We start from the raw sequence: 25892 nt of genomic DNA, 5'->3' as shown, positions 1-25892 counted from the left end.
TGACGTAGGTCGGCATTGATCGACTTTGGGGCGGCCTCCCGGCCGGGTAGACTCACGGAGTTGCTCGGCGAGGGAGGCCGCACTTCTTTGTGCGGTGAGTCCGTTATCGACGCGCTCTTCGTAGCAGGTCTGTCGTGGGCCGGGTAACGGTCAGCAGTTTCCTGAGATACGAGGAGTGCCGTCATGGCTGAGGTCAAGCTCACCGCCGAGATCCGTAACGATTTCGGTAAGGGTGCCGCCCGTCGCGCCCGCCGCGCGGACCTGGTCCCCGCCGTCATTTACGGCCACGGCGACAAGCCGCAGCACGTTGCCATTCACAACCACTCGCTGATGATGGCCCTGAAGACGCCGAACGTCCTGATCCGCCTGGACGTGGACGGCACCGACGCGCTGGTCATCCCGAAGGCCGTGCAGCGTGAGGCCATCCGTGGCTTCCTGGTCCACGTGGACTTCCTGGCCGTGCGCAAGGGCGAGAAGGTCACCGTCGAGATCCCGATTCTCACCGAGGGCGACCTGGCCCCGGGTGCGAACATCCTTGAGCACCTGCTCAACACCCTGCCGGTCGAGGCCGAGGCCACCCACATCCCGGAGTCGGTCACCGTCTCCGTCGCGGGCCTGGACGCCGGTGACACGGTCCTGGCGAAGGACATCAAGCTGCCGGCCGGTTCGACGCTGGCGATCGAGGACGACGTCGTCGCCCTGCAGGTTGTCGCGGCGCAGGCCGAGGCGCCGGCCGAGGAGTCCGCCGAGGGCGAGGGCGACGCGGCCTCCGAGGCCTGAGTCGCTGAGCGCGGCGGGCCCGCCCGCGGGTCGTCGTCGCGTTGAGGTGCTGTCCAGCCGCTGCCGCGCACTTTCGGGTGCGGGGCGGCGGTTGGGTTGTTTCCAGGCCAGTTGTTCGGTGACCGGTGGTGGAGTGCCGGCGGATGTGGGAGAGACGCAGAGATGACGGACGCTGACCCGTGGCTTGTGGTGGGGCTGGGTAATCCGGGGCCGGAGTACGCGGCCAATCGCCACAATGTGGGATTCATGGTGGCGGATCTGCTGGCGGAGCGGATGCGCGGCCGCTTCAAGGCGCACAAGGCGCGGGCGCAGGTGGTGGAGGGGCGTTTCGGTGCACCGGGGCTTTCGAGCCGCCGGGTGGTCGTGGCGAAGCCGTTGTCCTTCATGAACCTGTCGGGCGGTCCGGTCACCGCGTTGCGGGATTTCTACAAGGTGCCGGTGGCCAACATCGTGGCGATTCATGATGAGTTGGATATCGATTACGGTGCGCTGCGCTTGAAGCTGGGCGGCGGCGACAACGGCCACAACGGCCTGAAGTCGATCACGAAGTCGCTGGGTGCGGATTATCACCGGGTGCGGTTCGGCATCGGGCGGCCGCCGGGCCGTATGCAGGTGGCGGACTTTGTGCTGAAGGACTTCGGGTCGGTGGAGCGCAAGGAACTGGATTACTTCGTCGACCGGGCGGCGGACGCCGTGGAGACGTTGGTCGTGGACGGTTTGGAAAGGGCGCAGAGCACGTACAACACGTGAAGAGGACAGCCTGGGGCAGGCTCTGACGAATGGTGGGCGGAGGTTGACCGGGCGCTGTGGGATGGCCAAGTATCGCCGCCATGCCCAGAAGCAGTACGCGCACCAGTTCGGTCAGACGCAGCCGCACCCGGCGGGTCGGTGAGAGCGCCGTAGGAGCGCTGCTTGTTGCCCGGGTGGCCCTGATGGGTGCGTTGGCGCTGCTGTTGTTGGTGGCGGGTGTGTGGACGTCGTGGAGTTCGGCGCAGTACGCGATGCTCGTCAAGGCGCGGGAGCGCGGCACGATGACGGTGGTGTCGTGCCGGGGCGAGCGGTGCACGGGCCCGTATGTGCCGACGGGTGGGGACGGCGAGCGGCGGCCGAAGGTGTCGATAGCCGAGGCGGCGGCGCCGGACAAGGGTGCGGTGGTCGAGGTGACCGTGAAGCCGGGTACGGCGCACGCGGTGCGGACGGGGCCGGCCGGGATCCTGCACGCGTGGGTGCCGTTCGCGGGGTCGTTGTTGCTGGCGGCGCTGGTGGTGGCCGGGGGCATGCGGTTGCGGCGTACGGCGTGGGTGATGGGTTTGATCGGTGCGGTGCTGCTGGGGGCGGCGTTCGCGGCGCTGTAGGTACCCCGTACACGAAAAGGGCCCGCCCCTTCTCCGGTGTTCTCCGGTGAAGGGGCGGGCCGCTTTTCGTGTGCCGGGTGATCAGCCGGTGTTGCGCAGACCGGCGGCGACGCCGTTGACGGTGAGCAGCAGGGCGCGGGCGAGCACCGGGTCGGCCTCTTCACCGCGGGCGGCGGCTTCGCGCTGGCGGGCCAGCAGTGAGACCTGGAGGTAGCTGATCGGGTCGAGGTAGGCGTCGCGGATGTGGAAGGTCTGGCGCAGGACGGGGTTGGAGTCGAGGAGGGCGTCCTCGCCGGTGATGCGCAGCACTTCCTGGACGGTGAGCTCGTGTTCGGCCTTGATGACGTCGAAGACGTGCTTGAGGTCGTCGGGGACGAGGGTGTCGACGTAGTGCTGGGCGATCCGCAGGTCGGTCTTGGCCAGGGTCATGGCGACGTTGGACAGGAAGTTGCGGAAGAAGTGCCAGTGCTCGTGCATTTCGTCGAGGACGCTGTCGAGTCCCGCCTCGCGTGCGGCCTTGAGGCCGGTGCCGACGCCGAACCAGCCGGGGACGATCTGGCGGGACTGGGTCCAGCCGAAGACCCACGGGATGGCGCGCAGTCCGTCGAGTCCGGCGCCGCTGTCGGGGCGGCGGGAGGGGCGCGAGCCGAGGTGGAGTTCGGCGAGCTGGTCGACGGGTGTGGAGGCGAAGAAGTAGGCGGGCAGGTCGGGGTCCTCGACGAGCCGGCGGTAGGAGCCGTGGGCGGCGTCGGAGACGGTTTCCATGGCCGCGTCCCAGCGGGCGAGGGCTTCGTCGGACTGGCGGGGCCGGGTGTGCAGGGCGGAGGCCTGCAGGGTGGCGGCGACGGTCAGTTCGAGGTTCTCGCGGGCGAGGGAGGGGACGAGGTACTTGTCGGAGATGACCTCGCCCTGCTCGGTGACCTTGATCTCGCCTTCGAGGGTGCCGTAGGGCTGGGCGAGGATCGCGTCGTGGGAGGGGCCGCCGCCGCGGCCGACGGTGCCGCCGCGGCCGTGGAAGAGGCGCAGGCGTACGCCGTGCCGGTGGGCGACGTCGCGCAGCAGTCGCTGGGCGCGGTGGATCTCCCACTGCGAGGTGGTGATGCCGCCGAACTTGGAGGAGTCCGAGTAGCCGAGCATGACCTCCTGGACGTCGCCGCGGAGGGCGACCAGGCGGCGGTAGGACGGGTCGGCGAGCATCTCGTCGAGGAGCTGGTCGGCGATCTTCAGCTCGTCCGTCGTCTCCAGCAGCGGCACGATGCCGACCTTGGCCCAGCCGGCGTGCAGGTCGATGAGACCGGCTTCGCGGGCGAGGACCGCGGCGGCGAAGACGTCGTCCGAGCCGGCGCACATGGAGATGATGTACGACTCGATGACCTCGGGGCCGAAGGTGTCCTTGGCCTTGAGGATGGTGCGGAAGACGCCGAGGGTCTTGGCACCGGCTTCGTCGAGGGGCGCGGGGCTGGGGGCGAGCGGCCGGCGGGAGCGGAGCTCCTTCGCGAGGAGCTTGCGGCGGTAGTCGCGCGGCATGTCCACATACCGCCAGGACTCTTCGCCGAGGCGGTCGAAGAGCTGGCCGAGGGCGTGGTGGTGGGCGTCGGCGTGCTCGCGGACGTCCATGGTGGCGAGCTGCAGGCCGAAGGCGGCGATGGTGCGCAGGGTGCGCTCCAGGCGGCCGTCGGCGACCAGGCCGCCGCGGTGCTCCCGCAGCGAGGTCTGGATGAGGGCGAGGTCGTCGAGGAGTTCCGCGGTGCCGAGGTAGTCGCGGCCGGGGACGTGCGGGGTGTCGCCGGCGAGACGGTCGCGGGTGTTGACGAGCTTCTGGCGGACGCAGGTGGCCTTGAGGCGGTAGGGCTCTTCGGAGTTCAGGCGCTTGTAGCGGGGGCTGATCTCCGGGAGGAGTTCCAGGTCGTTCTGGAGGGAGGCGAGGAGCTCGTCGGTGGCGCCGCAGTTGCGGATGGAGTTGGAGAGGGCGCCGCGCAGGTCGTCGACGTGCTCAAGGGCGTCGGTGATGCCGTGCTCGTGCTGGAGGATCAGCACGTCCCAGGTGACCTGCGGGGTGACGTTGGGATTGCCGTCGCGGTCGCCGCCGATCCAGGTGCCGAAGGTCAGCGGGCGGGTGCCGGCGGGCAGCTCGGTGCCGGCGCGCTCCAGCTCGGCGGCGAGGTCTTCGAGGACATCGCCCACGGCGCCGCGGCCGAGCTCGTCGAGGTAGTAGATGGCGTTACGGGCCTCGTCGGTGGGCTCCGGGCGGGCAACGCGCAGCTCATCGGTCTGCCAGATGAGGTCGATGCTCTCGGCGAGGCGCAGGTCGGTGCGGCGGCGCTCGGTGGTGTCCGTGTGGTCCAGGAGCTCGGCGACCTTGCGGAGCTTGGTGAGGACGGAGCGGCGGGCTGCCTCGGTGGGGTGTGCGGTGAAGACGGGACGTACGCCGAGGTTGGCGGCGGTCTGCCGCAGGTGCTCGGGGTCCGCGTCCTTGAGCATGTCCGCGGTGCGGGCGAGGATGCCGCCTTCTTCGGCGCGGCGGGTGCGCAGCTCGCGGCCACGGTGGACCTGCTCGGTGACGTTCGCGAGGTGGAAGTAGGTGGAGAAGGCGCGGACGAGCTTGGTGGCGGTGGCGAGGTCGGTGTCGCCGAGGAGCCGGGCGGCGGCTTCGCCGTCGGAGCGGGTCAGAGCGCGGACCCGCTCGACGAGGTCCAGGAGATCTTGTCCCTCTTGGCGCACAAGGGTCTCGCCGAGGAGGTCGCCGAGGCGGCGGATGTCGGCGCGCAGGGCGATGTTGTCGCTCGCGTTGCCGTCCGTGGTGTCGGCGGTCGCGATCTCGGCGGAATTGTCGGCAGTGCTCACAGGTGCGGCTCCTTGCAGCTATAGCAGCGTCGCGCAGCGGCCCGGTTCCTACGGCGGGGTGGGCGACGCGTGGGCACGTCTGATTTGCGGGCGGGTTGCGGACCGCGCTGTCCGACGCCCCAAGGATAGGTCTCCCCACTCACAGCGGATCACACCGTCCGATTGCTGGGAATCCACCCCGTCCGACCTGGTATGCGGCCTGTGACAGTGGTCTCGGTGGGGAGTGCCGGCGAAGGTTCTGGCGCCGGGGGCGTGGCGCCGCCGCGGCGCTCTTGGGACGCTGCCGTACGACCCGCGCGACGGTGTCACGGCCTTGCCCGTGACGGCGTCGCTGCCATACTTACGAAACCGTAGGTTACGGTCCCGTAGCCGTAGCCGTTCCCCCGAGCCCCCCGACGAGGGACACCCACATGACCGCTGGTCCTGAAGCCGTCGAAGAGTCACCGGTTCCTGCCGATTCGCCGCAGCCGTTGGCGACGCTGGGCGGTGACAGCAAACGCTCTCTGGAGCAGATCACGCTGCTGTTGTTCATCACCGTGCCCTTCCTGGCGCTGCTCGCCGCGGTGCCGCTGGCCTGGGGCTGGGGGGTGAGCTGGCTGGATCTGGGGCTGATGGTGGCGATGTACTACATCGGCTGCCACGGCATCACGATCGGATTCCACCGCTATTTCACCCATGGCGCCTTCAAGGCGAAGCGTCCGTTGCGCCTCGCACTCGCGATCATGGGCTCGCTGGCGGTCGAGGGACCGCTGGTGCGCTGGGTCGCCGATCACCGCAAGCACCACAAGTTCTCCGACGCCGAGGGCGACCCGCATTCGCCGTGGCGCTTCGGTGAGACGGTGCCGGCGCTGATGAAGGGCCTGTGGTGGGCGCACATCGGCTGGATGTTCGACGAGGAGCAGACGCCGCAGCACAAGTACGCACCGGATCTGATCAAGGACCCGGCGATCCGCGCGATCTCCCGCCAGTTCATCGCCTGGACGGTGGTGTCGCTGGCGATTCCGCCGCTGGTCGGTGGCCTGGTGACCTGGTCCTGGCAGGGCGCGCTCACCGCGTTCTTCTGGGGTTCCCTGGTCCGCGTCGCCCTGCTCCACCACGTCACGTGGTCGATCAACTCCATCTGCCACGCCGTGGGCAAGCGCCCCTTCAAGTCCCGCGACCGCTCCGGGAACGTCTGGTGGCTGGCGGTCCTGTCGTGCGGCGAGTCGTGGCACAACCTTCACCACGCCGACCCGACGTGCGCCCGGCACGGCGTACTGAAGGGGCAGCTGGACTCCAGCGCCCGTTTGATCCGCTGGTGCGAGAAGGCCGGCTGGGCGTACGACGTCCGCTGGCCGAACACGGAACGCATCGACGCCCGGCGCAAGGACACGGCCGCTTCCGGGGTGCCGGGGAAGGCATGATTGACGGGTGGCGATCGACGGCAGCAGCGTGAGCAGCAGCAAGGGCAGTTCTTCCTCCGGCGCGGGCAACAGGCGGACCCGACGGGTCCGGATGACCGGTGCGGAGCGCCGTGAGCAGCTGCTGGACATCGGTCGCACGCTCTTCGCCGAGCGTGGTTTCGAAGGCACGTCGGTGGAGGAGATCGCGGCGAAGGCCGGGGTCTCCAAGCCGGTGGTCTACGAACACTTCGGCGGCAAGGAGGGGCTGTACGCGGTGGTCGTGGACCGCGAGATGCGCCAGCTGCTGGACATGGTGACGGGCGCACTGACCGCCGGCCACCCCCGCGAACTCCTCGAACAGGCCGCCTTCGCCCTCCTCGACTACATCGAGACCTTCACGGACGGCTTCCGCATCCTGGTCCGCGACTCCCCCGTCGCCCAGTCCACGGGCACCTTCGCCTCCCTGATCAGCGATATCGCCACACAGGTCGAGGACATCCTGGGCCTGGAATTCAAGGCCCGCGGCTTCGACCCGAAGCTGGCCCCGCTCTACGCCCAGGCCCTCGTCGGCATGGTCGCCCTGACCGGCCAGTGGTGGGTCGACACCCGCAAACCGAAAAAGGCCGAGGTGGCCGCCCACCTGGTCAACCTGGCCTGGCACGGCCTGGGCAACCTGGAGGCGAAGCCGCGATTGATAGGGCACCGGAAGAACTGAGCGCGGGGTCGCGGGACGGCGGCTGGGACTGCGTCCCGCGGCTTCGGCTTCGGCTTCGGCTTCGGCTTCGGCTTCGGCTGAATCGACGTCGCGGGGCGTCGTCCGGCAACGGTGGTTGGCCGACTGGCCGACTGGCCGACTGGCCGACTGGCCGACTGGCCGACTGGCCGACTGGCCGACTGGCCGACTGGCAATTCTCGCCCCGGTCGGTCCGCGAGGAATTCGCACCAAACATCTTCCGCTACGTGTTCTCCCGACCCGGAATATCACCCGCGCCGCAACTCCGAGGACACCAGGGGCTCCAGCAACTCCAAGGCCTCCAGGCACTCCAAGAACTCCAACCGGTTCCCCGCCGGGTCCGTCGAGTAGAAGCGTCGGCGGCCCGGCAGGTCGTGGTCCCAGGTGACCGGGGCGCCGGCTGCCGTCAGGCGGGCCGCGAGGGCGTCGATCGAGGTGACGCTCAGGCCCGGGTGGGCCTTGGCCGAGGGGTGGTGTGCGGGGTCGGTGCCGAGGTGGAGGTGGGCCGTGCCGGCCTCGAACCAGCAGCCTCCGCGGGCCGCGAGGGGTGCGGGCTTGAGGGTCTCCGTCATGCCGAGGACGCCGACGTAGTAGGCACGCAGGGCGTCTTCGGTGCCGGGAGGTGCGGCGAGCTGGATGTGGTCGAGGCCGGTGATCACGGCGGTCGCCTCCGGGGCCGGTGTCAGGACAGGGGTTTGTGGGCCACCGCGAAGATCCGGCGGAACGGGAAGACCGTGCCGTGGCGGCCTGTGGGGTAGGCCTGGCGCAGCAGGTCGCGGTATTCGGCGAGGAAGGCGCTGCGGGCCTCGGGATCGTGCTCCAGGGCGGTCAGGACGGGGCGCAGGGCGGTGCCCTTGACCCAGTCCAGGACGGGGTCGTCGCCCTGGAGGAGCTGGACGTAGGTGGTTTCCCAGGCATCGGTGGCGCAGCCGAGGTCGGTGAGGCGTTCCAGGTACTCGGCGGCGTCGAGGATGTGGACGAAGCGGCGGCCGTGGGTGTCGAGGCGTTCGCGCCACTGGGGGGCGTCGCACAGTTCGCCGAGGAGGGCGTGGCTGGGGGAGGTGAAGTTGCCGGGGACCTGGAAGGCGAAGGTGCCGCCGGGGGTGAGGGCGTCGATCCAGCGGGCGAAGGAGTCCGGGTGGTTGGGGACCCATTGCAGCGCGGCGTTGGAGACGATCAGGTCGTACGGCTCGTCGGGCGCCCAGTCTGTGGCGTCGGCGGGGGCGAAGTCGAGGTGGCCGCCCCCGGGGGTGGGCCCGGCGTAGGTCTCGGCTTCCTTCAGCATTTCCGGGGAGCTGTCGTAGCCCGTGATGTGCGCGTCGGGCCAGCGGGCGGCGAGGTGGACCGTGACGTTGCCGGGGCCGCAGCCGAGGTCGGCGATGCGGGCGGGGCGGTCCTGCGACGGCAGGTCGGGTATCCGGGTGAGCAGGTCGAGGAACGGGCGCGTCCGGTGTCCGGCGTGCCGGAGGTACTGCTGCGGATCCCAGATTGCTGCGTCGTGCATGTGCGAAACCCCTTTGCTGATGCAGGGCTGAGACTGTGCGTACGAGGAGCTGGTTCGGGCCACATCGATCCGGACCACATCGAATGGAACGTGAGCTTCCCTCCGACGATGCCCGCTACTCCGGATGGTCCAGGAAAATATATCTCGACGTCAAGAGACTTCACGTCGACAGACCCTTTACACTGATCGTCATGGAGGACGAGGTCGACCGACTGGTCGCAGCATGGCGCCGGGAGCGCCCGGACCTCGACGTGGAACCACTTGAGGTCCTCAGCCGGGTATCCAGGCTGGCCAGACACCTCGACCGGGCCCGCCGCATCGCCTTCTCCGAGGTCGGCCTGGAGCCCTGGGAGTTCGACGTGCTCACCGCGCTGCGGCGCGCGGGCGAGCCGTATCAGCTCTCCCCCGGCGCGCTGCTCACCCAGACCCTGGTCACGTCCGGCACGATGACCAACCGCATCGACCGGCTCGCCAAGAAGAACCTCGTCGAGCGGCTGCCCGACCCCAGTGACCGGCGCGGCGTACTGGTCCGGCTGACCCCCGAGGGCCGCGACAAGGCCGATGAGTCGCTGGCCGGGCTGCTGGCGCAGGAGCGCGCGATCCTCGCCGAGCTGTCCCGCCAGCAGCGCGGCGAATTGGCCGGTCTGCTGCGCAGGTTGACCGGGCCTTTCGACAACATTCCCGGCTGAGCCCCGACGGCCCTCGGCCCGTGCCCGGCGGCCCCGCCGGCAGGCGCGTGGCGCCCCGGCAGGAGCGCGCGGCCGCCCGGACGTCCCCTTGCCGGGTGCCGCGCCGTGGGCTTGGATCGCGGCATGAGCCAGCAGCACCCCGAGCGCCGGCAGCAGCAGTCCACCCGCCCCCTGCCGGGCGGTCCGCGACCCGCGTTCGGCGAGCCGTACGGCAGACGGTTCGAGGGGCGGACGGTCCTGGTGAGCGGGGCCGCGGCCGGCATCGGGGCGGCCACCGCGGACCGCCTGGCGGCCGAGGGCGCCGCCGTGCTGCTGCTCGACATCGACGACGGGCGGGGCGAGCACATCGCGCGGCGGATCCGGGCGGCCGGCGGCCGGGCCTCCTACGAGCACTGCGATGTGGCGCGCGAGGACCACTGGTCGGCCGCGGTCGACGCGGCCCGGCAGCGCTACGGGCCCGTCGACGGGCTGGTCAGCAACGCCTTCCTGCCGTACGTCGCGGCCGCCGGGGACACCCCGCTCGCGGACTGGGACCGGCAGCTCGCCGTCAACCTCACCGGCTCCTTCCTCGGGGTGCGGGCCGCGCTGGACGATCTGCGGGGGCACTCCGGCGCGGTGGTGCTGACCTCCTCGGTGCATGCGCTGATCGGGCTGCCGGGGCGCCCCGCCTACGCCGCGGCAAAGGCCGGACTGACCGGGCTGGGGCGGCAGTTGGCCGTCGAGTACGGCCCCGCGGTGCGGGTCAACAGCGTGCTGCCGGGGCCCGTGCTGACCGCCGCCTGGGACGGCGTCAGCGAGGAGGAGCGGCAGGCCAGCGCCGCGGAGACCGCGGCCGGGCGGCTGGGGCGGCCCGAGGAGGTCGCCGCGGCCATCGCGTTCCTGATGTCCGCCGAGGCGTCGTACGTCACCGGTGCGAGCCTGGTGGTGGACGGCGGCTGGAGTGTGTACAAGAACTCGTCATGAGTCTGTCCGTGTCCGGTTAACCCCTGGGGGATCCGATGGGCATCCAATTCGGCGGCGACTACAACCCCGAGCAGTGGCCCGAGGCGGTGTGGGCCGAGGATCTGAAACTGATGAAGGCGGCCCACGTCACGACGGTCACCGCGGGGATCTTCTCCTGGGCCAAGGTCGAACCCCGGCCCGGCGTATGGAACTTCGGGTGGTTCGACCGGGTGATGGACGGGCTGGCGGGCGCCGGGATCGATGTCTGCCTGGCGACGATGACCGCCTCGCCGCCGCCCTGGCTCAGCCGCGCGCACCCCGAGATGCTGCCCGAGGGCCCGGACGGGCAGCGCCGCTGGCCAGGCGGCCGTCAGCACTACTGCCCCTCCAGCCCCGTCTACCGCAGCCACGCCGTACGCCTCGTCGAGCAGCTCGCCGCCCGCTACGCCGGGCACCCCGCGCTCACCATGTGGCACGTGGGGAACGAGTACGGGTGCCATACGCGGCAGTGCTTCTGCGAGGTCTCGGCCGCCGACTTCCGGCGCTGGCTGCGCGAGCGGTACGAGAGCGTCGACGCGCTCAACGACGCCTGGTCGACGGCCTTCTGGTCGCAGGCGTACGGCGACATCGACGAGGTGCTGCCGCCGCGCGCGGCCCCCACCTTCCCCAACCCCGCCCAGCAGCTGGACTACCTCCGCTTCGGCGACGACGCGCTGCGCGCCTGCTACCTCGCCGAGAAGGCGGTGCTGGACCGGATCACTCCCGGCGTGCCCGTCACCACCAATCTGATGCCGCAGCACAAGCCGGTCGACGCGTTCGCCTGGGCCGCGCACATGGACGCGGTGGCGCTGGACTTCTACCAGGACCCGCACGCCGCCGACGACCACATCCGGGCCGGATACGTCTTCGACCTGATGCGCTCGGCGCGCTCCGGGCAGCCGTGGCTGCTGCTGGAACAGGCCCCGGGCGCCGTCAACTGGCGCCCCCGCAACGGCCCCAAGCCGCCCGGCGCGATGCGGCTGTGGAGCTGGCAGGCCGTCGCCCAGGGCGCGGACGCGGTGCTGTACTTCCAGTGGCGGCAGTCACTGGGCGGCGCGGAGAAGTTCCACTCGGCGATGCTGCCGCACGGCGGCACCGACACCCGCATCTTCCGCGAGGTCGCCGCGCTGGGAGCGGAGTTCGCCGCGCTGGGGGACATCGCCGGGACCCGGTCACGCGCCGAGGTGGCACTGCTGGCGGACTGGCACAGCTGGTGGGCGCTGGAGCTGGACTCCAAACCGTCGACCGCGCTGGACCACTCCCGGATCGCGCTGGACCACTACCGGCCGCTCTTCGAGGCCGGCGTGCCCTGCGACGTGGTGCCGCCGGACCGCGACCTGTCCGGCTACCGCCTCGTCGTGGTGCCGAATCTGTATCTGCTGACCGCGCGCGACGCGGAGCGGCTGGCGACCTATGTACGCGGCGGCGGCCGGCTGGTGGTGTCGTTCTTCACCGGGATCGTCGACGAGCACGACCGGGTGCACCCGGGAGGCTATCCGGCACCGCTGCGCGAGCTGCTGGGACTGCGGATCGAGGAGTTCTGGCCGCTGGACCAGGGCGTCGCGGTGGCGGTGGGCGAGGGGGGCACCACCCCTCACCGGCGCAACCGAGAGCCCGGGGGACCCTACAGCGGGCGCGCCGACCTGTGGTCGGAGGTCATCGGCCTCGAAGGGGCCGAGGCGCTGGCGCACTTCACCGACGGTGAGCTGGCGGGCCGCCCCGCGGTGACCCGGCACTCCTACGGGCAGGGCGCGGTGTGGTACCTCGGCACCCGGCTCGAACCGGCCCTGATGCGCGCCCTGTTGGACGACGTACGGGCCGAGGCGGGGGTACGGCCGCTGCTGCCGGGCCTGCCGGAGGGCGTCCAGGCGACCGTCCGGGCGGGCGCCGAGGGGCAGTTCCTGTTCCTGCTCAACCACGGCGACGCGGCCGTGGAGGTCCCCCTGCCCGCCGCGATGACCGACGCGCTGGCGGCCGCCACGGACGCGGAAGGGGGCGCGGGCCCCACGGACAGCGTCACCCTGCCCGCCCGCGGCGTCGCCGTACTGACGGAGCCGGCGGCCGGGACGGCGAGCACCCCGGCGGAAGGGTCCTAGGGGGTGTCCGCACGGGCCCGTCGTCCGCGCGGGGCGGACGCGCCTAAGGCACCGGCAGGGAGGCGGCCACCACCGGGGCCGCCTCCAGCTCGACCGGCCCCACCCCGGCCCGGCGGGCCAGGGCCACCGCGGCGAGCGTGGAGTGCACGCCGAGCTTGCCGAGCACGTTCTGCATATGGGTACGCACGGTGTGCGGGGAGAGGAACAGCCGCTCGGCGACCGCCTTGCGGCCGAGCCCCGCCACCATGCAGCGCAGCACCTCCCGCTCGCGCGGCGTCAGCGACTCCACCAGCCGCTCGCTCTCCGTACGGTGCTTGCGGGCCGCGGTCAGCTCCCGCAGCACGCCGGTGAGCAGCGCGGGCGGCAGATGCGTCTCGTCGCGCAGCACCCCGCGGATGACGGACAGCAGCCGGGAGAGCGAGCAGTCCTTGGCGACCCAGCCGGAGGCACCGGCCTGGAGGGCGGCTGCCGCGCGGCGTGGGTCGTCGCGCTCGGCGAGGACGACGGTGCGCAGGGCCGGATGGCCGCTGCGCAGGGCGGCGACCAGGGCGATGCCGTCGGCCGGGCCGCCGCGCGGTGCGCCGTCGCGGGCGGACGCCTGCGCGGGCACGGCGCTGAGCGGTGCGCCGGTGGCGCCGAGGTCGGCGTCGGCCAGCAGGACGTCGAAACGACGGCCCTCGGCGGCCGCCCGCTCCAGATTGCGCAGGGCGGCCGGGGCGCTGCCCGCCGCGGCCACCTCCACGTCCACCTCGGCCGCGAGCGCGGCTGCCAGGGACTCGGCGAAAATGCGGTGGTCGTCGACCACCAGAACCCGGATGCGTTGCACAGAGACCCCCTGTCTCGGTGAACGGACCATAGCGGGCACGACGCCCGGATTGTAGATCGCCTCGGCCGCACGGCCGCCGCCGTGCCCGCCTGACTCCCCCACCCGGAGCGCCGTGCCCGACGGTCTCGCCCCCTGATCGACACCGGCCCCCACCGGTGCTGAGCTCAGAGTACGGACAGGGTCCGGCGGGGGCAGCGGATTGGCGAAACTGCCGTGGCAGTACGGGCGGGACCGCGCGGAATGCCGTCCTGCGCCTCCTACTTCAGGCGGCGGGCGCCCGCGCTCGGTACGGCGGTGAAGACGCGCGGCGCGGCGTGGCCGGCCGCCGTGAACGCGTCGGTGACGGCGGTGGTGACGGCCGCCGCGTCGGCCTCCTCGACCAGCACGATCGCCGAACCGCCGAAGCCGCCGCCGGTCATCCGGGCCCCCACCGCGCCCGCCGCGTTGGCGGTGTCGACGGCGAGGTCGAGTTCGGCGCAGGAGATCTTGAAGTCGTCGCGGAGCGAGGCGTGTCCGGCGCTCAGCAGCGGGCCGATGGCGCGGGTCCGGCCCGCGTCGAGGCGGGCGATGACCTCCTCGACGCGCTGGTTCTCGGTGACGATGTGCCGCACCAGTGCCTGGACGACCGGTTCCCCGGACAGCTTTTCCAGGGCCTCGGGCAGATGCGCGTACGGCACGTCGCGCAGCGCGCGCACGCCGAGCGCCCGCGCGCCGCGCTCACATCCGGCGCGCCGCTCCGCATACGCGCCGTCCCCCAGCTCGTGCTTGACGCGGGTGTCGACGACCAGCAGCCGCAGCCCCTCCCCCGCCAGGTCGAACGGGACCTGACGCCGGGTGAGGTCGCGGGTGTCCAGGAACAGGGCGTGGCCGTCGGTGCAGCAGGCGGCGGCGGTCTGGTCCATGATTCCGCAGGGCACGCCGACGAAGGCGTTCTCGGCGCGCTGCGCGAGCTGCGCCAGCCGCTGCGGGGCCAGGCCCAGCGCGTAGAGGTCGTTGAGGGCGAGCGCGGTGACCACCTCCAGGGCGGCCGACGAGGACAGTCCGGCGCCGGTGGGCACCACGCTGTCGTAGTGCAGGTCCGCACCGCCCACCGGCAGGCCTGCCTCCCGCATCGCCCAGACGATGCCGGCCGGGTAGGCGGCCCAGCCGCCGTCGGGGGCCGGCCGCAGGTCGTCGACGCGCAGTTCGACGACGCCGCCGTCGGCGCCGCCGGAGTGCAGGCGCAGCACTCCGTCGGTGCGGGCCGAGGCGGCGGCGAGGGTGGTGTGCGGGAGGGCCAGCGGCATCACGAAGCCGTCGTTGTAGTCGGTGTGTTCACCGATCAGGTTGACCCGGCCGGGCGCCGCCCAGACGCCCGCGGGGGCGGCCGCGTACACCGCGCGGAAGTCCTCTTCGGTGCGGGCGGCGCTGTGTTCGCGCGCGGCGGTCGGGGTGACGGCTTCGTGAGCGGACATCAGGACTCCTTTGTCCCTTCGAGGTACTGCGCGAACTTCCAGGCGTCGGCGACGATGCCGGCGAGGTCGGCGCGGCTGGGCTGCCAGCCGAGCTTGTCGATGGCGGTCCGTGCGGAGGCCACCAGGACGGCGGGGTCGCCGGCCCGGCGGGGGGCGGCGATCTCCGGGACGGTGTGCCCGGTCACCTTGCGGACGGTCTCGATGACCTCGCGGACGGAGAAGCCGTTGCCGTTGCCGAGGTTGCAGATGAGGTGCTCGCCCGCGGTGGCCTTCTCCAGGGCGAGGAGGTGGGCCTGTGCGAGGTCCGCGACGTGGATGTAGTCGCGTACGCAGGTGCCGTCGGGGGTGGGGTAGTCGTCGCCGTAGACGGAGATGGCGTCGCGCTTGCCCTGGGCGACCTGGAGGACGAGCGGGATGAGGTGCGACTCGGGGTCGTGCCGCTCACCGCTGCTGCCGTAGGCGCCGGCGACGTTGAAGTAGCGCAGGGAGACGGCGGCCAGGCCGTGTGCCGTGGCCTCGCCGCTGATCATGTGGTCGACGGCGAGCTTGCTCGCGCCGTACGGGCTGGTCGGCGCGGTGGCGGCGGCCTCGGTGATGGGGGTGACGGTGGGCTCGCCGTAGGTGGCGGCGGTGGAGGAGAAGACGAGCGTGCCCACGCCCGCGGTGCGCATGGCGGCGAGCAGGTCCATGGTGCCGCCGACGTTGTTGCGCCAGTACTTCTCGGGGTCGGTGACGGACTCGCCGACCTGCGAGAAGGCGGCGAAGTGCAGCACCGCGTCGTACGAGGAATCCAGCCACCCGGCGCCGCTCGCGTCGGCGAGCGACTGGATGCGGCCCTCGATGAAGCGGGCGCCCGCGGGGATGCCCTCGCGGTGGCCGGTGGACAGGTCGTCCAGCACGGTCACCTCGTGTCCGGCCTCCAGCAGATGTGCCGCGACGACGCTGCCGACGTATCCCGCACCGCCTGTTACCAGGTACTTCTTGCTCACTCGCTCGCTACCTCTCGCAGTCGCTCGGCCGCGTCTTCCGGCGGCACGTCATTGATGAACACATTCATGCCAGATTCCGAACCCGCAAGGAACTTCAGCTTGCCGGAAGTGCGGCGAATGGTGAAAAGCTCAAGGTGAAGTGCGAATTCGGCGCGGTCCGCGGCGTTCACGGGCGCCTGGTGCCAAGCGGCGATGTAGGGAGTGGGTGTTTCGCCCTGGCCGGGCGTGCGGGCGCCGCCCGGACCGAAGATCCGGTCGAACCTCCGCAAGACTTCCAGGTAGATCTGTGGAAACTCTGTGCGCGCGGCGTCATCGAGCGCGAGCAGGTCGGGAACCCTCCGTTTGGGGTAGAGGTGCACCTCGTACGGCCAGTGGGCGGCGTACGGGACGAAGGCCGTCCAGTGTTCGCCGTCGAGGACGATGCGGCGGCCGTCGGCCTGCTCGTCGGCGAGGACGTCGTCGAAGAGGTTGCGGCCGCCGGTGCTCTCGCGGTGCGCGGCGAGCGAGGTGAGCATCCGCTCGGTGCGCGGTGTGACGAAGGGGTAGGCGTAGATCTGGCCGTGCGGGTGGCCGAGCGTGACGCCGATCTCGGCGCCGCGGTTCTCGAAGCAGAAGACCTGTTCCACACCCGGCAGTTGGGACAGTTCGGCGGTGCGGTCGGTCCAGGCGTCCAGGACGAGCGCGGCCTGCTCCTCGGTGAGGTCGGCGAAGGACGCGTCGTGGTCGGAGGTGAAGCAGACCACCTCGCAGCGTCCGCTGTCGCCGGCGAGCGAGGGGAAGCGGTTCTCGAAGACGGCGACGTCGTAGTCGGCGGCGGGGATCTCGGAGTGCCGGCCGTCGCGGGAGGGGCACAGCGGGCATTCGTCGGCCGGCGGGTGGTAAGTGCGGCCCTGGCGGTGCGAGGCGATGGCGACGCGGTCGCCGAGCAGCCGGTCGTGGCGGATCTCGGAGGCGGTGGAGACCGGGTCGAGGGGCCGCGGGTCGCTCGCGTCGCGGACGGTGTCGTCGCGGGAGTCGTAGTAGATGAGCTCCCGGCCGTCCGCCAGCCGGGTCGTCGTCTTCTTCACGCGCGAGCTCCTCATCACTCCGACCAAACATAAACAAACACAATGAAGCACAAGCAAACAGAGACGTCAACGCCTGGAGCGGGAGCGAGCAATCACAGGCAGTAGCGGGCACTCAGGGGGTATGCGGTCCGACATTCCCGGGCAAAACGACATCCGAGATCATGATCCAACAAATAGAACCAACAAAAGTGTTCAGTTTCTGATGGACCGCGCGTACGTTTTTGTTCGTTCAGATCGAGCACAACGCTGTGTCCTCTGGGGGGCCACCCCTCAGATCCTCGAAGAGAGTGCCCCATGATCACCTTGGCCGAAGGGCTCCGGCTCCCCACCAACGGGCTCGACTACACCATCCTGGCCATCTACTTCGTCGTCGTTCTCGGCATCGGATTCGCGGCCAGGCGCAGTGTGAAGACGAGCCTGGACTTCTTCCTCTCCGGCCGGTCGCTGCCCGCTTGGGTCACCGGTCTCGCCTTCGTCGCCGCCAACCTCGGCGCCACCGAGATCCTCGGCATGGCCGCCAACGGCGCGCAGTACGGCGCCTACACCGTGCACTGGTACTGGATCGGCGCCATCCCGGCGATGGTCTTCCTCGGCCTGGTGATGATGCCGTTCTATTACGGCTCCAAGGTCCGCTCCGTGCCGGAGTTCCTGCTGCACCGCTTCGGCCCCTCCTCCCACCTCCTCTCCTCGATCATCTTCGCCGTCTCCTCGGTGCTGATCGCGGGCGTGAACCTCTACGCCATGGCGATCGTGCTGCAGGCGCTGCTCGGCTGGCCGCAGTGGGTGGCGATCGTCATCGCCGGCTTCTTCGTGCTGGCCTACATCACCATCGGCGGCCTCTCCTCGGCGATCTACAACGAGGTGCTGCAGTTCTTCGTCATCCTGGCCGCGCTGATCCCCCTGACGATCGTCGGCCTCAAGCGCGTCGGCGGCTGGGACGGGCTGACGGACTCACTGTCGTCCTCGCACGGCGACGCGTTCCTGACCGCCTGGAAGGGCACCGGCATCGGTGAGGCCAACCCGCTCGGCGCGAACTGGCTGACCATCGTGCTCGGCCTGGGCTTCGTCATGAGCTTCGGCTACTGGACGACGAACTTCGCCGAGGTGCAGCGCGCCCTGTCGGCGAAGAATCTCTCCGCCGCCAAGCGCACCCCGCTCATCGCCGCCTTCCCCAAGATCTTCATCCCGCTGGTCGTCGTCGTGCCCGGCCTGATCGCGCTGGTCATGGAGCCGTCGCTGGGCAAGACCAAGGACGGCCTGCAGTACAACGACGCCATCCCGGTACTGATGCGCGACCTGCTGCCCAACGGTGTGCTCGGTATCGCCGTCACCGGCCTGCTGGCGGCGTTCATGGCGGGTATGGCGGCCAACGTGTCGTCCTTCAACACCGTCTTCACCAACGACATATGGGGCGCCTACCTCAAGAAGAACCGCCCCGACGCGTACTACCTGAAGACCGGCCGGGTCGTCACCGCCGTCGGCGTGCTGATAGGCATGGGCACCGCCTTCATCGCCTCGTCCTTCAGCAACATCATGAACTACCTCCAGACGCTGTTCTCCTTCTTCAACGTCCCGCTGTTCGTGGTGTTCATCATCGGCATGTTCTGGAAGCGGACCAGCGCCGCGGCCGGATTCTGGGGTCTGCTCTCCGGCACCGTCGCCGCGATGATCAATTACTTCTGGCTCTACAAGCAGGGCATCATCGCCATCCCCTCCGAGCAGGGCGCCAACTTCGTCTCCTCGATCGTCGCGTTCGTCGTCGGCGCCGTGGTGATGCTGATCGTCACCCTGGTCACGAAGCCCAAGCCCGCCGAGAAGCTCGCCGGACTGGTCTACGGCACCCGGTCGCCCGAAATGGAAGAGCTGCCTGCCGAGGGCGACGACGCCTGGTACCGCAAGCCGGCCCTGCTGGGCTGGGGCGCGGTCGTACTCGCCGCCATCTGCTACATCCCCTTCTCCTTCTGAGCCTGTCGAGGAACGCACCATGAGCGACTACCAGCACGAAGTCGAGGAACTGGAACGCGAGTCCGCGACCGCCGCGCGACTCTTCGACGTACGGCGCATCATCGGCGGCCTGTTCGTCGTCTACGGCGTGATCGTCACCATCGCGGGCATCACGGCCTCCGACGCGGACCTCAAGAAGGCCCAGGACATCAACATCAACCTCTGGACGGGCCTGGGCATGCTCGCCCTCGGACTGTTCTTCCTGGTCTGGCTCAAGCTGCGGCCGACGGTCCCGCCGACGGCCGAGGAACTCCAGGAAGCGGCCAAGCCGGCGGAGTGAGCCCGGGGCCGGGCAGGCGGTTCACGACGGCGGTGCCGGCAGGTCCGGTGCCGCCGCCGGGTCGTCCCCGGCGCCGTCGCCCCGCGCCTGCGCAGGCACCCGCGCCGCACGGTCCAGCAGGCCCGTACGCGCCGCCAGCGCCGTGGCCTCCAGCCGCGAACCGACCTCCAGCTTCATCAGCACCCGCTGCACATGCGTCCGCGCGGTGCTCGGCGCGATCGCCATCCCCGCCGCGATCAGCCGGGTGTCCTCACCGTCCGCGACCCGCATCAGCACCTCCGCCTCGCGCGGCGTGAGCAGCGACAACAGCCGCGCGCCCTCGTCGTCCGGCTGGGCGGCAGGGTGCAACAGCTCCTCGAAGGCCTGCTGCAACAACAGCGGCGCGACCGCCGCCTCCCCCGCCCGTGCCTTGAGCATGGCGCGTTCCACACCCTCGATCCGCTCGTCGTGACGGACGTAGCCGGAGGCCCCCGCCGCGAAAGCCGCCGCGATACCGCGCGGATCGGGCACCGGCCCCAGCACCACCACCGCGATCTGCGGACGCTCCTGCTTGATCCGTACGACGGGGTCGAAGGCGCCCGGCCGGGCCGGCGACGCGGTCCCCAGCAGGCACACCTCCGGCGCCCGGCTCACCACCAGGTCCGCTGCCCCGGCGCACGGCGCGGCCGCGGCCAGCACACGGTGCCCGCGCAACTTCAGGGCCGAGGCGAGCGCCTCGGCGAGCAGACGGTGATCGTCGACCACCATGAGCCGCACGCCCATCGAACCCCCTCACTCCCGGCGGACCCCGCCCCCGGCCCCCGCCGGGCCCCTTGTCCCCGATCGTCCCCGGAAGCTACACGCTCGGCTCCCCCCGCGCGCCCCCTACCGGGGAGAAGCCCCCCGGAATGCTGGAATCCCGGCCATTCGGGGCCGGTTGGCGAGGGCGGACCCGCGCCACGACGGCGGCGAGACCACTTCGTGAGGGGCGCCGGCCGTCGTGGTTCGCTGCCACGAAGGCTGACGGACTCGGCAGCCCCTGCACATCAGCCCCACAAAGAACCATTCCGCTCCCCCAATGATTGAACACAAAAAGACAATTGGGAAGGTTTTCGCGACCCGGAGCCCGAAGCAGCACTGTCAGTGCCATATGTCATGGTGGTGTCAGATCGAGGGGATCAGGGGAATCGGGGGAGGGGCCCGCTGTGTCATTGGCCGAAGAGGTAGCAGCAGTTCACGAAGGGCGGGCAGATCCGGCCGCCCTGGTGGGGGAATTCCGGCGCACGCACGTCTTGATGCCCCTCACCAACGATGCATTCATGTCAGCCGAGTTGAATGGAATCCGGTGGCTGTACGCCTTCACCGACGAGGAATCTTTGTCCCGGTTCGCAAGGGTTCGCGGCGGCGATCCGGGCGCGGAGTGGCAGTACATGACGATGGCCGGCGCCCGCGTCCTTGACGTGCTGATTCCAGCCATCGAGGGACCGACGGGCGTGGCGCTGGACGCGGGCAGCGAACAGGGGATGCTGTTTCCGCCGGTCACCGGCATCGTCCCGGACGAGGCAGCAGTGGACGCAGCACAAACGACGATGTCCGGGGGAATGGCGTAGTGGGCCTGTTGGGCGGGGACGGGTACAAGTTCGAGGCCGAAGCCTTCGAGCAGATCACCAACGGAATCAAAGCGGCGACAGCCGAGCTGAAGGAACTGGGATTCGATGTCGAAGCCCAACTGGGGCGTGGTTTCGACGAATTGGCGCTGGACAGCATGGAATGCGGCGACGACGCAGTGGCGTCCGCACTGGATTCCTTCTGTGAACGCTGGGGCTGGGGCGTGCGCACGATGATGCAGGACGCCAACGAATTCTCCAGGAAGCTGAATCTCACCGCCGGCCTCTACTACGAGCAGGAGCAGTACGCCTCCACCACGCTCAAGGTGGCGACCAACGCGGCGATGGGCGATCCATCACTGTCGGCAGAAGAAATCAAGAAGAAGTCCTGGGGCGATATCGGCGCGGACAACCCGTTCACCCAAATCCGTGACGCGGACTGGGACCCGACGTCGGCAGAGTCGCTGGAGGCGGGTGCACGCGTGGCCAAAACAGCTCATGACCTCGGACAGGATGTCGCCTCCGTGCCCGACCGGTTCGAAAACGGCGGCGAGGACCCGGCCGGCAAGCAGACCACGCTCGGCTCACCGAGGCCTGGCCACACCGGCGGGGGCGATGACAAGTAATGTGCTCAGTCAGGGCGCCGGTGAGATCGCCGAACACGGCTCCGACCTCGCCGGCGACGCACTCGAACTGGTCGGCGCGGACGACGCCGCACAGTCCGTACGCAAGGGCGGCGCCGACCTCGCCGGCGCCCTGGGCGCACACGTCAACGAGCGCCAGCTGGACGAGACCGACGACCCGAAGCAGCTGATCCATGGCGAGGCGGCCAAGATCCACGAATCAGCCTCGCACCTGAAGGACTTCTCGAAAGCCTTCGACCGGGTCGCCGACGGGATGCAGAAGATCGGCTCCGACCGGGGCTGGAGCGGCAAGGCCGCCGACGCCTTCCGTGAGAAATTCGAGATGCATCCCAAGCAGTGGATGCACGCCGCCGATGCCTGCGACGACGCGTCAAAGGCGCTGAAGTCCTATGCGGAAACCGTGACATGGGCGCAGGGCAAAGCAGTCGACGCCATCGACAAATACCGCAAGGCGAAGGACGCCAGCGAAAGGGCCGCCGACGCCCACGCGGCTGCGGTCGACACCTACAACTCCAAGGCCGGCGGCTGGAACGCAGCAGCGAAACTCGGAGGCGACCCCGGCCCCAAACCGCAAAAGCCCGCCGACTTCGTCGACCCGGGCACAGAGGGCCGCGAGGCCGCACAGGACATCCTCAAGAGTGCCCGCAGCCAGCGCAACGAAGCGGCCGAGCGGGCCTTTCGCGCCCTGACCAAGGCCACGGCCCACGCGCCCCAGAAGCCGGAATTCACCGACCTGGCGAGCGCAGCCCTCAAGGACGGCGCCACCGGGGCCGCCGTCGAGGCCACGCATCTGGCCGGAGGCGCCCTGCGCGGTGCCTCCGAAACCCTGAAGTTCGCCCGCACCGTGAACCCGCTCGACCCCTACAACCTCACCCACCCCTGGAAGTTCGCCGCCAACGTCTCCACCACCCTCATGGGCCTGGCGAACATTCCCCTCCACCCCATCGAAACCGCCAAAGGCATAGCCGGCGCCGGCTGGAGCAAAGACCCCGCCGACGCCCTCGGTGCCCTGATCCCCAACCTGCTCGGCGGCAAAGGCCTCGGCGGACTGGGAAAGAGCGCAGCACGAGCAGGCGCGAAGGACATAGCAAAGGGAACGGCTCGCAACGCGGTAGAAGAAGGCGGCAAACGCACCGTCCGCGACCGCCTGCGCACCGCCTGGTGCAAGACCTTCGGCAACGACCCGATCGACATGGCCACCGGCCGGATGATTCTGCCGCAGACCGACGTCGCCCTCCCCGGCAGCCTCCCTCTCTCCTTCACCCGCACCTTCGAATCCTCCTACCGGACAGGCCGTTGGTTCGGGCCCACGTGGATGTCCACCGTCGACCAGCGCCTGGAGATCGACGCCGAGGGCGTGATCCTCGTAGGCGAAGAAGGCAACTTCCTTCTCTATCCGCATCCGGCCGTAGGCGTCCCCACCGTTCCCGTAGAGGGCGAGGGCCGCCCACTCGAACGCACCCCGGACGGCGACTACGTCCTCACCGACCCCGCCACCGGCATGCGCTGGTACTTCACCACCTACACCGACGGCCTCGCCGTCCTCGACGAGATATCCGACCGCCGCGGCAACCACCACACCTTCGACTACACCGAAGACGGCACCCCCACCGCCATCACCCACAGCGCCGGCTACCGCCTCCTCCTCACCACCGAAGACGACCGCGTCACCGCCCTCCACCTCGCAGGCGCCGCCCCCGACGGCAGCGACCAGCTGCTGATGGCGTACGGCTACGACGACTTCGGCAACCTCACCACCACAACCAACTCCTCCGGCCTGCCCCTGCGCTTCACCTACGACGAAGTCGGCCGCATCACGTCCTGGACCGACACCAACAACAGCAGCTACACCTACGTCTACGACGGCGATGACCGCTGCACCTCACAGGGCGGCATCGACGGCCACCTCCGCGCCCACTTCACCTGGGGCGAGCCGGACCCCGTCACCGGCCTACGTACCAACCTCTTCCACAACTCCCTCGGCCACGTCACCGCGTACCAGGTCAACGACCGCCATCAAATCGTCGCGGAGACAGACCCCACCGGCGCCACCACCCGCACCGTCCGCGACGCCAACCACCGCATCCTGTCCACGACGGACCCTCTGGGCCGCAGCACCCACATCACCTACGACGACGAGGGCCGCCCCACCACCGTCACCCTCCCCGACGGCAGCACCTCCACCACCGTGTACGACGCCGACGGCCATCCGGTGAGCATGACGGGCCCCGACGGCACCACCTGGACCCAGACCTACGACACCGCCGGCAACCGCACCTGCACCGCCGACCCCACCGGCGCCACCACCACCTACAACCACGACCACCGCGGCCACGTATCCGCCGTCACCGACGCCCTCGGCAACACCACCCAGGTCTACTGCAACGCGGCCGGCCTCCCCCTGATGGTCACCGACCCCCTCGGTGCCGTCACCCACTACCGCCGCGACACCTTCGGCCGCGTCACCTCGATAACCAACCCCCTGGGCGAAACCACCCACATGCTGTGGACGGTGGAAGGGCAACTCGCCGCCCGCATAGACGCCCTCGGCGCGACCGAGCAATGGACCTACGACGGCGAGGGCAATCGCACCACCCACACCGACGCCATCGGCCAGACCACGTCCTTCGAGTACGGCCACTTCGACCTCCTCACGGCCCGCACCGACCCGGATGGCGTCCGCCACGAATTCACCCACGACACGGAGCTCCGCCTCGCCCAGGTCACCAACCCTCAGGGGCTGACGTGGAGTTACGTCTATGACGGTGCGGGGCTCCTGGCCTCCGAGACGGACTTCGATGACCGTGTTCTGACGTACACGCACGATGCGGCGGGGCAACTCGCCACCCGCACCAACACCATCGGCGAGGTCACGGCTTACACCCGCGACCCCCTCGGCCGCATCACCGAAAAGAACGCCGCAGGCCTGCTCACCACCTACGAGCACGACACCGCCGGCAACCTCCGCCAAGCCGCCAACGCCGACGCCACCGTCACCTACACCCGCGACATCCTTGGCCGCGTCACCGCCGAAACCGTGAACGACCGCACCATGACGTTCACCTACGACTCCCTCGGCCGCCGCACCTCCCGCACCACCCCCACCGGCCACACCACCACCTACACCTACGACGCTGCCGGCAACCGCACCGCCATGGACATCGCCGGCCACATCCTCACCTTCGACCACGACGCCGCAGGCCAAGAACTCACCCGCACCATCGGCGACCACCTGCAGCTCGCCCACGGTTGGGACCCAACTGGCCGTCTCACTACGCAGTCCCTCACCGCAGCAGCCACCGGCGCTGTGCAGGCGTCCTCTACCGGGGCGCTCCAGCCACAACACGCCGCCACCAACGCAGCACAGCGAGTCCTCCACCGCGGCTACACCTACCGCCCCGACGGCAACCTCACGTCCATCGATGACTCCCACACCGGCCGACGTACCTTCGACCTCGACCGCGCCGGCCGCGTCACTGCCGTCCATGCCGTCGACTGGACCGAAACCTACGCCTACGACGAAGCCGGCAACCAAACCCACGCAACCTGGCCTGACCGCCACCCGAGCCGCTCAGCCCGCGGCGAGCGAGCCTATACAGGCGCCCGCATGACCAGAGCTGGCGCCATCCGCTACGAACACGATGCCCTAGGCCGGGTGACCGTCCGCCAAAAGACCCGCATCTCCCGCAAACCCGATACCTGGCACTACACCTGGAACACCGAGGACCGACTAGCCACCGTCACCGCCCCGGACGGCGCTACCTGGCGCTACTTCTACGACCCCCTGGGACGCCGAATAGCCAAAAAACGGCTCGCCATTGCTGCAACCGCGATTGTTGAGCAATTTCACTTCACCTGGGATGGCCTCACTGTCACCGAACAAGCCAGCCATACTCGAGATAGCCCCGAATCTATCACGCTCACCTGGGACCACAAAGGACCAACCCCTATTTCCCAAACCGAACGAAAGATTCGTACCACAGCTTCCCGCGCTTCGCGACGCGAAATAGATGAACGCTTTTTTGGGATAGTCGCCGATTTGGTGGGCTCACCAACGACCCTCGTGTCAGAAAATGAAGGAATCTCATGGAACGCACAACGCACAATCTGGGGCACAACCACATGGAATAGCGACGCCACTGCCTACACACCACTGCGCTTCCCTGGTCAATACTTCGACCTGGAGACACAGCTCCATTACAACTTTTTTCGGTATTATGAACCAGAAACAGCGCATTACATTACGACCGACCCCTTGGGAATTACCCCTGCGCCCAACCCTGGCACCTATGTAGTTAACCCCCACACGACGTCCGATCCACTCGGCCTTACGCCGTGCAAGATCCACGCCTCGGTCGCCTACCAGGACTGGGGAAATAAGGGTGCCCATGTACATATCGGACCCAGAAGCGAGGTCCGCATCTTCCCAGACGACCGTGGCGGAATCTCTGGCGAGCCGATCAGACTTAGCAGTGGGACCTCAAGCCCAAAGGAAGTCCAAAAGGTGATTGATGCGATACATTCCGACAGGGAGTTGCGTGACGATATAATCAAAAAGGCGACATCGGCTCGCGACGCCATGAATCGAGGAGACTACGGAATGACTCAGAACAGGGCAGCCGAGATGCATTTCATAATAAAGAATCTTGAGAAAATTAACAGAGAGCAGGGAGGGTAA

The 25892-nt window shown here is 69.5% G+C and carries 21 protein-coding genes; 13 read left to right on the top strand and 8 right to left on the bottom strand.

All coding sequences use genetic code 11. From position 1 onward, the window contains the following. Nucleotides 1-183 precede the first annotated feature (183 nt). The 3 genes from ACIRQ7_RS26605 to ACIRQ7_RS26595 all read left to right on the top strand — a co-directional run bounded on the left by ACIRQ7_RS26605 (nucleotide 184) and on the right by ACIRQ7_RS26595 (nucleotide 2135). Entirely contained in the window at nucleotides 184-780 is a 597-nt protein-coding gene (locus tag ACIRQ7_RS26605) for a 50S ribosomal protein L25/general stress protein Ctc (RefSeq protein WP_404265204.1), read from the top strand. 162 nt (nucleotides 781-942) lie between these two features. Then, complete coding sequence (gene pth / locus ACIRQ7_RS26600; protein WP_404265203.1) at nucleotides 943-1530, top strand: aminoacyl-tRNA hydrolase; 588 nt, start codon at nucleotides 943-945, stop codon at nucleotides 1528-1530. Between the two features lie 80 nt (nucleotides 1531-1610). After that, complete coding sequence (locus ACIRQ7_RS26595; protein ID WP_404265202.1) at nucleotides 1611-2135, top strand: hypothetical protein; 525 nt, start codon at nucleotides 1611-1613, stop codon at nucleotides 2133-2135. 81 nt (nucleotides 2136-2216) lie between these two features. Here the strand turns inward: ACIRQ7_RS26595 and ppc are convergent, their stop codons facing one another. Further along, entirely contained in the window at nucleotides 2217-4952 is a 2736-nt protein-coding gene (ppc, locus tag ACIRQ7_RS26590; RefSeq protein ID WP_401473210.1) for a phosphoenolpyruvate carboxylase, read from the bottom strand. Between the two features lie 437 nt (nucleotides 4953-5389). Between ppc and ACIRQ7_RS26585 the strand changes: the two genes are divergently transcribed. Further along, nucleotides 5390-6382: an acyl-CoA desaturase gene (locus ACIRQ7_RS26585; protein ID WP_404265201.1), complete on the top strand. Its 993-nt coding sequence runs from the start codon at nucleotides 5390-5392 to the stop codon at nucleotides 6380-6382. 7 nt (nucleotides 6383-6389) lie between these two features. Beyond that, the gene (locus tag ACIRQ7_RS26580) at nucleotides 6390-7076 is read left to right on the top strand and encodes a TetR family transcriptional regulator (protein ID WP_401472853.1); all 687 of its coding nucleotides are present in this window, start codon (nucleotides 6390-6392) and stop codon (nucleotides 7074-7076) included. A 266-nt stretch (nucleotides 7077-7342) separates the two neighbouring features. Here ACIRQ7_RS26580 and ACIRQ7_RS26575 read toward each other — a convergent pair whose 3' ends face one another. After that, the gene (locus tag ACIRQ7_RS26575; RefSeq protein ID WP_404265200.1) at nucleotides 7343-7753 is read right to left on the bottom strand and encodes a VOC family protein; all 411 of its coding nucleotides are present in this window, start codon (nucleotides 7751-7753) and stop codon (nucleotides 7343-7345) included. A 23-nt stretch (nucleotides 7754-7776) separates the two neighbouring features. Then, nucleotides 7777-8598, bottom strand: coding sequence for a trans-aconitate 2-methyltransferase (locus ACIRQ7_RS26570; protein WP_404265199.1), 822 nt, complete (start codon nucleotides 8596-8598; stop codon nucleotides 7777-7779). Between the two features lie 191 nt (nucleotides 8599-8789). Between ACIRQ7_RS26570 and ACIRQ7_RS26565 the strand changes: the two genes are divergently transcribed. The 3 genes from ACIRQ7_RS26565 (at nucleotide 8790) to ACIRQ7_RS26555 (ending at nucleotide 12364) form a co-directional block, all read left to right on the top strand. After that, complete coding sequence (locus ACIRQ7_RS26565) at nucleotides 8790-9287, top strand: MarR family winged helix-turn-helix transcriptional regulator (RefSeq protein ID WP_401472839.1); 498 nt, start codon at nucleotides 8790-8792, stop codon at nucleotides 9285-9287. Between the two features lie 123 nt (nucleotides 9288-9410). Beyond that, nucleotides 9411-10250 carry an SDR family NAD(P)-dependent oxidoreductase gene (locus ACIRQ7_RS26560; protein ID WP_404265198.1) on the top strand — a complete coding sequence of 280 codons (840 nt, stop codon included), beginning with the start codon at nucleotides 9411-9413 and terminating at the stop codon, nucleotides 10248-10250. A 35-nt stretch (nucleotides 10251-10285) separates the two neighbouring features. Then, nucleotides 10286-12364 (top strand): beta-galactosidase, encoded by a 2079-nt coding sequence (locus tag ACIRQ7_RS26555; protein WP_404265197.1) that lies wholly within the window; start codon nucleotides 10286-10288, stop codon nucleotides 12362-12364. 43 nt (nucleotides 12365-12407) lie between these two features. On the opposite strand, the gene ACIRQ7_RS26550 is transcribed toward ACIRQ7_RS26555, so the two are convergent. From ACIRQ7_RS26550 to galT, 4 genes are all read right to left on the bottom strand, one after another. Beyond that, on the bottom strand, nucleotides 12408-13190 hold the full coding sequence (locus ACIRQ7_RS26550) for a LuxR C-terminal-related transcriptional regulator (protein WP_401472831.1): 783 nt from the start codon (nucleotides 13188-13190) through the stop codon (nucleotides 12408-12410). Nucleotides 13191-13447: 257 nt separating this feature from the next. Next, on the bottom strand, nucleotides 13448-14644 hold the full coding sequence (gene galK / locus ACIRQ7_RS26545) for a galactokinase (RefSeq protein ID WP_404265196.1): 1197 nt from the start codon (nucleotides 14642-14644) through the stop codon (nucleotides 13448-13450). Beyond that, on the bottom strand, nucleotides 14644-15633 hold the full coding sequence (galE, locus tag ACIRQ7_RS26540) for a UDP-glucose 4-epimerase GalE (RefSeq protein WP_404265195.1): 990 nt from the start codon (nucleotides 15631-15633) through the stop codon (nucleotides 14644-14646). Before galE ends, galK begins: the two co-directional genes overlap by 1 nt. Then, complete coding sequence (galT, locus tag ACIRQ7_RS26535) at nucleotides 15630-16700, bottom strand: galactose-1-phosphate uridylyltransferase (protein ID WP_404265194.1); 1071 nt, start codon at nucleotides 16698-16700, stop codon at nucleotides 15630-15632. The genes galE and galT overlap by 4 nt, the downstream gene beginning before the upstream one ends. A gap of 294 nt (nucleotides 16701-16994) precedes the next feature. Between galT and ACIRQ7_RS26530 the strand changes: the two genes are divergently transcribed. After that, the gene (locus ACIRQ7_RS26530; protein WP_401472819.1) at nucleotides 16995-18665 is read left to right on the top strand and encodes a sodium:solute symporter family protein; all 1671 of its coding nucleotides are present in this window, start codon (nucleotides 16995-16997) and stop codon (nucleotides 18663-18665) included. A 19-nt stretch (nucleotides 18666-18684) separates the two neighbouring features. Beyond that, entirely contained in the window at nucleotides 18685-18984 is a 300-nt protein-coding gene (locus tag ACIRQ7_RS26525) for a hypothetical protein (RefSeq protein ID WP_401472816.1), read from the top strand. Between the two features lie 21 nt (nucleotides 18985-19005). Here ACIRQ7_RS26525 and ACIRQ7_RS26520 read toward each other — a convergent pair whose 3' ends face one another. Continuing rightward, a complete protein-coding gene (locus ACIRQ7_RS26520) occupies nucleotides 19006-19746 on the bottom strand; it encodes a response regulator transcription factor (RefSeq protein ID WP_404265193.1) in 741 nt (246 codons plus the stop codon). Between the two features lie 422 nt (nucleotides 19747-20168). Here ACIRQ7_RS26520 and ACIRQ7_RS26515 point away from each other — a divergent pair, with 422 nt between their 5' ends. Genes ACIRQ7_RS26515 through ACIRQ7_RS26505 form a run of 3 tightly spaced genes read left to right on the top strand, consistent with a single transcriptional unit; the run spans nucleotide 20169 to nucleotide 25892 of the window. After that, complete coding sequence (locus tag ACIRQ7_RS26515; protein WP_401472810.1) at nucleotides 20169-20573, top strand: SseB family protein; 405 nt, start codon at nucleotides 20169-20171, stop codon at nucleotides 20571-20573. After that, on the top strand, nucleotides 20573-21196 hold the full coding sequence (locus ACIRQ7_RS26510) for a hypothetical protein (protein WP_404265192.1): 624 nt from the start codon (nucleotides 20573-20575) through the stop codon (nucleotides 21194-21196). The genes ACIRQ7_RS26515 and ACIRQ7_RS26510 overlap by 1 nt, the downstream gene beginning before the upstream one ends. Further along, complete coding sequence (locus ACIRQ7_RS26505) at nucleotides 21186-25892, top strand: putative T7SS-secreted protein (protein WP_404265191.1); 4707 nt, start codon at nucleotides 21186-21188, stop codon at nucleotides 25890-25892. Before ACIRQ7_RS26510 ends, ACIRQ7_RS26505 begins: the two co-directional genes overlap by 11 nt.

The organism is Streptomyces sp. NPDC101393, from assembly GCF_044767385.1.
Taxonomy (GTDB): Bacteria; Actinomycetota; Actinomycetes; order Streptomycetales; family Streptomycetaceae; genus Streptomyces.
This window is presented reverse-complemented; position numbering and strand designations above follow the sequence as displayed.

What these genes read in the sequence shown, in the direction of transcription:
- ACIRQ7_RS26505 (WP_404265191.1), top strand. Translation starts at nt 21,186, where the DNA reads ATGACAAGTAATGTGCTCAGTCAGGGCGCCGGTGAGATCGCCGAACAC.
- ACIRQ7_RS26565 (WP_401472839.1), top strand. Translation starts at nt 8,790, where the DNA reads ATGGAGGACGAGGTCGACCGACTGGTCGCAGCATGGCGCCGGGAGCGC.
- pth (WP_404265203.1), top strand. Translation starts at nt 943, where the DNA reads ATGACGGACGCTGACCCGTGGCTTGTGGTGGGGCTGGGTAATCCGGGG.
- ACIRQ7_RS26605 (WP_404265204.1), top strand. Translation starts at nt 184, where the DNA reads ATGGCTGAGGTCAAGCTCACCGCCGAGATCCGTAACGATTTCGGTAAG.
- ACIRQ7_RS26525 (WP_401472816.1), top strand. Translation starts at nt 18,685, where the DNA reads ATGAGCGACTACCAGCACGAAGTCGAGGAACTGGAACGCGAGTCCGCG.
- ACIRQ7_RS26595 (WP_404265202.1), top strand. Translation starts at nt 1,611, where the DNA reads ATGCCCAGAAGCAGTACGCGCACCAGTTCGGTCAGACGCAGCCGCACC.
- galK (WP_404265196.1), bottom strand. Translation starts at nt 14,644, where the DNA reads ATGTCCGCTCACGAAGCCGTCACCCCGACCGCCGCGCGCGAACACAGC.
- ACIRQ7_RS26585 (WP_404265201.1), top strand. Translation starts at nt 5,390, where the DNA reads ATGACCGCTGGTCCTGAAGCCGTCGAAGAGTCACCGGTTCCTGCCGAT.
- ACIRQ7_RS26570 (WP_404265199.1), bottom strand. Translation starts at nt 8,598, where the DNA reads ATGCACGACGCAGCAATCTGGGATCCGCAGCAGTACCTCCGGCACGCC.
- ACIRQ7_RS26530 (WP_401472819.1), top strand. Translation starts at nt 16,995, where the DNA reads ATGATCACCTTGGCCGAAGGGCTCCGGCTCCCCACCAACGGGCTCGAC.
- ACIRQ7_RS26560 (WP_404265198.1), top strand. Translation starts at nt 9,411, where the DNA reads ATGAGCCAGCAGCACCCCGAGCGCCGGCAGCAGCAGTCCACCCGCCCC.
- ACIRQ7_RS26520 (WP_404265193.1), bottom strand. Translation starts at nt 19,746, where the DNA reads ATGGGCGTGCGGCTCATGGTGGTCGACGATCACCGTCTGCTCGCCGAG.
- ACIRQ7_RS26555 (WP_404265197.1), top strand. Translation starts at nt 10,286, where the DNA reads ATGGGCATCCAATTCGGCGGCGACTACAACCCCGAGCAGTGGCCCGAG.